This is a genomic window from Acinetobacter sp. MF4640 (genome assembly GCF_002018895.1).
Classification (GTDB): Bacteria; Pseudomonadota; Gammaproteobacteria; order Pseudomonadales; family Moraxellaceae; genus Acinetobacter; species Acinetobacter johnsonii.
Genome location: NZ_MVOM01000003.1, coordinates 107092 through 113211 on the forward strand (window position 1 = coordinate 107092; position 6120 = coordinate 113211).

Here is a 6120-nt window from a genome sequence, read left to right on the forward strand (position 1 = left end):
CAATGAAACTTGACTATTTGCAAGCCTTAAAACGTGTCGATGAAGCTCGTGGCGCGTGGATTATGCAAGGTCAAGAGCCATTGCTTGAACAAAACTTACTGGATGCATTTCGAGCAAGTTGGCAAAAGCAAGAGATTGAACGACAACGGCATGACATCAGTAATGTCAATGACTGGAAAAATGTCTTTAATGCGCTCAACAGCTTGTCCTTGTTTTCAAGCCAGCTTGCCATTGAAGTTCATGGCAATATTAAACCCGATGCTAACGCTTTAAAGTTGCTAAAAAGCTATATCCAAAGCAATGAACAGAACTTGCTTTTGGTGGTGATGCCAAAACAGGACAGCGCCAGCCTAAAAACGGGCTTTTTCCAAACGGTTGAAGCCAATGGAGTGCATGTTGCCCTGACCGCGAATTATCCGCGTGATCGTCAGCAGATTTTAAGCATTGAAGCAGATAAGCTTGGTGTTAAACTGAGTCAGGATGCATGGCAGTGGCTAGAACAACACCATGAACACAACTTACTTGCAGCTAAAAATAGCTTAATGCGTGTCAGCGACACCTTTGCCGAGGTCGAGCTGATTCAGATTGATCATTTACATGCCTGCTTACAAGATCAGTCCCGCTATAGTACTTTCGATTTGAGTGATGCTCTGCTCGAAGGCAATCTGGCGCAATCGATTAAAATTTACCAATACCTGATTGCCTCAGGTGAACCCCTCAGTCTGATTTTGTGGAGCATAAGCAAAGAAATGCGTTTACTCATGCAACTGTTTGAGCAACCGCAAAATGCACTACAACTAGGGATTTGGAAGAATAAAGTCAGCGTCTATCAACAAGCATTACGTCGACTGAATCCGCAGTGCTTTTTAACGTGGCCCAGTCTCCTGCTTCGCATTGATGCTTCGATCAAAGGTTTGGGGCATGAAAATGCTGAACATGTCGTGATGCAAGCCATTGCAACGCTGTGTGGAAAATCACTCTTTCCCGCTTAAATTACCGCAACGAGTCTTTTAAAAATAATAATCATTTCTATTTGTTCAAAAAATTCACGATTTATCCGTATTTCGCTTTTATACTATCTGCAATTCTGTTTACTCCCTGATTCCAATGCAAAAAATAAAAGCTGTCAAAATGGTTATCGCGGTACTGTGTGTTGCCGTACTTGCTTATGTCGCGTGGACATATTTCAAACCAAAACAAGAACAACCACAATATATTAGCGAATCTGTCACTCGTGGTGATCTTGAAAATACGGTATTGGCGACAGGTACTTTAGATGCAACTAAACTGGTGAGTGTTGGCGCACAGGTCTCAGGTCAAGTACAGAAAATGTATGTGCAACTGGGTGATGAAGTTAAACAAGGTCAATTGATTGCGCAAATTGATTCAACCACTCAAGAAAACAGCTTCAAAACAGCAGAAGCCAATATTAAAAATTTGCAAGCGCAGCGTCTACAACAAGAAGCCAGTCTTAATGAGGCGCAACTGGCCTATAAGCGTCAACAGCAAATGTATGCGCAAGATGCCACATCAAAAGCAGAATTAGAATCGGCTGAGGCCAGCTATAAAACAGCACAAGCACAGATTAAAGCCATTGATGCACAGATTGAATCTGCAAAAGTAACCAAGTCGACCGCACAAACCAATATCGGTTATACCCGCATTGTGGCACCTACTGATGGTACTGTGGTGGCGATCGTGACTGAGGAAGGTCAAACTGTAAACGCCAATCAAAGTGCGCCGACTATTGTTAAAATTGCAAAATTGCAAAACATGACCATTAAGGCGCAGGTCAGTGAAGCGGACATCATGAAAGTTGAAAAAGGCCAACAGGTGTATTTCACCACTTTAGGTGATGACAGCAAGCGTTATGCTAGCTTACGTCAAGTTGAGCCCGCGCCAGACTCGATTACCGATGAAAGTACCACCAGCACATCAACCAGCACCGCAATTTACTACAATGCTCTATTTGATGTACCCAACCATGATGGCAAGCTACGTATTGATATGACTGCACAAGTCTATATCGTGCTCGATTCTGCAAAAAATGCGTTATTAGTCCCTTCTTCTGCAATTTCCACTCGTCCTGCAAATGCAAAGCGTAACAGCGGTTCAAATACGCAAGCAGCGTCATCGACACAAAGCAAATCGGACTCAGACCGACCTCAAGGTCCGCGACTTGAACGTCTGAATTTAAATGCAGCGCAACAACAATTGGTCAAAGAAGGTAAAGCTACGCTGAGCGTAGTCCGTGTCTTACAAGCGGATGGCTCAGCTCAACCCAAACAAATTTTGGTGGGTATCAATAACCGCGTCAATGCACAAGTGCTTGCAGGCTTAAAAGAAGGCGATCAAGTGGTGATTGCAGACAGTTCGGAGAACTCTGCGGCTTCTGCCAATAGCAGCAACCGCCGTCGTAACAGTCCACCAATGGGAATGTAAGCATGACCAAAAAAGCCTTGCTTGAAGTCAGTAATTTGGTGCGAGAGTTTCCAGCTGGCGAAAGTACTGTCCAAATTCTCAAAGGCATTGATCTGACCATTTACGAAGGTGAATTGGTTGCCATTGTCGGCCAGTCAGGTTCAGGTAAATCGACCCTGATGAATATTTTAGGCTGTCTCGACCGCCCAACCTCAGGAAGTTATCAGGTCAATGGTCGTGAAACCGGTAAACTCGAACCGGACCAATTGGCTGAATTACGTCGTGAGTATTTTGGTTTTATTTTCCAGCGTTACCACCTTTTAGGTGACTTAACCGCAGAAGGTAATGTTGAAGTCCCTGCGGTTTATGCAGGAGCAACACCGTATGCGCGTAAACAACGTGCCACTGCTTTACTGACAGAATTGGGACTGGGCAATAAAACTCAAAACCGACCAAGTCAACTCTCAGGGGGGCAGCAACAACGTGTCTCCATTGCACGTGCGTTGATGAATGGCGGTGATGTCATTCTCGCTGACGAACCGACAGGTGCCCTAGACTCGCATAGTGGCGTGGAAGTGATGCGGATTTTGCGTGAGTTAAATGCCGCAGGCCATACCATTATTTTGGTCACCCACGATATGCAAGTGGCGAAAAATGCCTCGCGGATTATCGAGATCAGTGATGGGCAAATCATTGCAGACCGTGTCAATCAACCTGAGCACGACACTGAACTGCATAGCGATCCTGATGCAGAAACTGCGATTTCTGCCCAACAAGAAAAAAATAAAAGTGTCTCCGCATGGCGTTCCCTACTCGACCGTTTAGGTGAAGCCTTTCGTATGGCACTTTTGTCGATGAATGCGCACCGCATGCGAACCTTTTTGACCATGCTTGGCATTATTATCGGGATTGCCTCCGTCGTGACAGTGGTGGCTTTAGGAAATGGATCACAACAACAAATTTTAAGTAACATCAGTAGTTTAGGAACTAACACCATTACGGTGTTCCAAGGGCGCGGTTTTGGTGATAACTCCAAAACCGCCAACTTTAAAACCCTTGTTCCTGCCGATGCTGAAGCGCTCGCCACCCAACCGTATGTGAGTGCGGTTAGTCCAATGGTGAGTTCATCCAAAACGATTCGCTATCAACAAAGTGAAGCCAATGCCACCATTAATGGTGTCGGTGGCGATTATTTCACAGTGAAAGGCCTGACCTTCAAAAATGGACAAACCTTTGACCAGCGAAGTGTCCGCGACCGTACCCAAGACGTAGTCATTGACACCAACACACAAAAACAGTTTTTTAGTGATGGTAGCAATCCAATTGGGCAAGTCGTACTTTTGGGCAGTGTTCCTGCACGCATTATTGGTGTAGTCGAACCACAAACCAGTGCTATGGGTTCCGATGATACGTTGAATGTATATATGCCCTACACCACTGTCATGAGTCGTATGCTCGGTCAGAGTAATGTGCGCAATATCGTGGTGCAAATCAATGATAAGTACTCCACCAGCGCGGCTGAAAACGCAATTGTGAACTTACTCACCTTGCGTCATGGTCAACAAGATGTGTTCACCATGAACAGTGACAGTATTCGCCAAACCATTGAAAAGACCACCAGTACCATGACCCTATTGGTCTCTGCAATTGCCGTTATTTCTTTGGTGGTGGGCGGTATAGGGGTAATGAATATTATGTTGGTCTCGGTCACCGAACGCACGCAAGAAATTGGGGTTCGGATGGCGGTTGGTGCGCGTCAAAGTGATATTTTGCAGCAGTTCCTGATTGAAGCCATTTTAGTCTGCCTGATTGGTGGGGTGTTAGGGGTATTGCTCTCGCTGGGTCTAGGACAAATCATTCAAAAATTTGCTGGGGGTAATTTTGGGGTTGCCTACTCAACCACGTCTATTATCGCCGCATTTGTATGCTCGACTTTAATTGGTGTGGTGTTTGGTTTCTTGCCTGCAAAAAATGCAGCCAAACTCGACCCTGTTGCAGCACTTGCCAGAGAATAAGGAAAAAATATGCCTTTTTTATTAACGCGCCTTTGTACCGCGATGCTGCTTGGCAGCACTTTGGTTGGCTGTGCAGCTGTGGTTAAAACCCCTTATCAAGCACCAGCAGTACAGACGCCGACTCAGTTTCAATACGACAAAGCAACCTCACAACAACGTCAACAAGCCCTGTATGCCGATCAATGGTGGACGTTATTTGGCGATGCACAACTCAATCAACTGGTCGATGCTGTGCTCGCAAAGAATGCCGATTTGGCCGTTGCAGGGATAACCTTAAAGCAAGCGCGCTTACAAGCAGAACTGGCTGAGAATCAGCAAAAAATTAGAGTGAGTTCAAGTACAGGTTTATCTACTGGACATAGTTTTAATTTAAATGATGGAAATGACACATCAAGCGGATTATCTGCCAAAACAGGACTCAGTTATGAAGTCGATTTATTTGGTAAATTGGCCCGTCAAACTGAAGCAAAGCGATGGGAAGCACTGGCAACTGAGCAAGATTTGCAAGCCACTGCTCAAAGCTTAATTGGCACCACGGCGAAGTTATATTGGCAGTTGGCCTATTATAATGAAAGTTGTACAACTGCCGAGCAAAGCCTTGCGACCTCACAAAAACTGTATGACTTGGTTAAAGTTCAGTATCAAGCTGGGGCTGTATCAGGACTGGACTTAACCCAAGCTGAACAGTCAGTACAAAGTCAAAAAGCCAGTCTGAGTCAAATTCAGCAAAGTTTGGTCGAGACCCGTACCGCAATTGCCGTGTTACTGCATATGCCTGTACAGCAGTTGAATATTGATGAACCTCAGCGTTTACCACGCTTAGCTTTGCCAAGTATCGCAGCGGGCTTACCTGCCGACATTTTGTCGCGCCGTCCAGACTTAAAAGCAGCTGAGCTACGTTTACGAGAGAGTTTAGCGACCAAAGATGCCACCACGGCGAGCTATTATCCTTCGATCAGTTTGACTGGGAATCTTGGTTCAAGCAGTACCTCGCTAACGCAACTGCTCAAGAACCCAGCCCTCACCTTAGGCGCAAGTTTAAGTCTGCCGTTCTTACAATATAACGACATGAAACGTGACCTTGCGATTAGTCAATTGGACTATGAAAAAGCTATCGTGCAATATCGTCAGACCTTGTATCAAGCTTTTGCCGATGTAGAAAATGGATTGTCAGCACGTACTGAACTCAGTCAACAGGTACAATTGCAACAACGCAATTTGGAGCTTGCTGAAAAGGTAGAACGCCTGACTCAAGTGCGTTATCGCTATGGTGCCGTAGCTTTAAAAACCTTATTGGATCAACAAGAAACCACGCGTACTGCACGCTTAACATTGGTCAATACCAAACAGAGTCAGTACAACGCCTATGTGACGTTGATGCAAGCCTTGGGTGGAAGTCCTGTAAAAGAACTACCAAAACAATAGTCCTAGCGCTATTGTTTTGTTCTCTTATTCTTTCACCAGATCTGGATTATTCTGGATCTGGTGAATACGTTTAATCTTATCTTGATCATCAAAAACAACTTCATACGAAAGTTGCTGACCATTAAAATAAATGGTGGTGTTTCAAAAAGTATGCTGGCGTTAAACAAATCCGTTATTAAGGTAAAAGAAAGTCAAATCAAAGGCTTTAAAATGATTTTCGAGCTTTTTAGAAAAGTTGCAACTTCTCCTAAATCCACGC

Annotated in this window: 4 protein-coding genes and 1 pseudogene; 4 read left to right on the forward strand and 1 reads right to left on the reverse strand. The window is 44.8% G+C overall.

The window, feature by feature from the left end; all coding sequences use genetic code 11:
* The first annotated feature begins 2 nt into the window (after positions 1–2).
* From holA to MF4640_RS01885, 4 genes are all read left to right on the forward strand, one after another.
* Positions 3–992 carry a DNA polymerase III subunit delta gene (holA, locus tag MF4640_RS01870; RefSeq protein WP_078388511.1) on the forward strand — a complete coding sequence of 330 codons (990 nt, stop codon included), beginning with the start codon at positions 3–5 and terminating at the stop codon, positions 990–992.
* 115 nt (positions 993–1107) lie between these two features.
* Positions 1108–2442, forward strand: coding sequence for a MacA family efflux pump subunit (locus tag MF4640_RS01875; RefSeq protein WP_078388512.1), 1335 nt, complete (start codon positions 1108–1110; stop codon positions 2440–2442).
* 2 nt (positions 2443–2444) lie between these two features.
* On the forward strand, positions 2445–4436 hold the full coding sequence (locus MF4640_RS01880) for a MacB family efflux pump subunit (RefSeq protein WP_078388513.1): 1992 nt from the start codon (positions 2445–2447) through the stop codon (positions 4434–4436).
* 9 nt (positions 4437–4445) lie between these two features.
* On the forward strand, positions 4446–5861 hold the full coding sequence (locus MF4640_RS01885; RefSeq protein WP_078388514.1) for an efflux transporter outer membrane subunit: 1416 nt from the start codon (positions 4446–4448) through the stop codon (positions 5859–5861).
* 159 nt (positions 5862–6020) lie between these two features.
* Here the strand turns inward: MF4640_RS01885 and MF4640_RS18925 are convergent.
* Positions 6021–6120, reverse strand: a pseudogene (locus MF4640_RS18925) (IS1 family transposase); the annotation flags it as partial.

What these genes read in the sequence shown, in the direction of transcription:
- holA (WP_078388511.1), top strand. Translation starts at nt 3, where the DNA reads ATGAAACTTGACTATTTGCAAGCCTTAAAACGTGTCGATGAAGCTCGT.
- MF4640_RS01875 (WP_078388512.1), top strand. Translation starts at nt 1,108, where the DNA reads ATGCAAAAAATAAAAGCTGTCAAAATGGTTATCGCGGTACTGTGTGTT.
- MF4640_RS01880 (WP_078388513.1), top strand. Translation starts at nt 2,445, where the DNA reads ATGACCAAAAAAGCCTTGCTTGAAGTCAGTAATTTGGTGCGAGAGTTT.
- MF4640_RS01885 (WP_078388514.1), top strand. Translation starts at nt 4,446, where the DNA reads ATGCCTTTTTTATTAACGCGCCTTTGTACCGCGATGCTGCTTGGCAGC.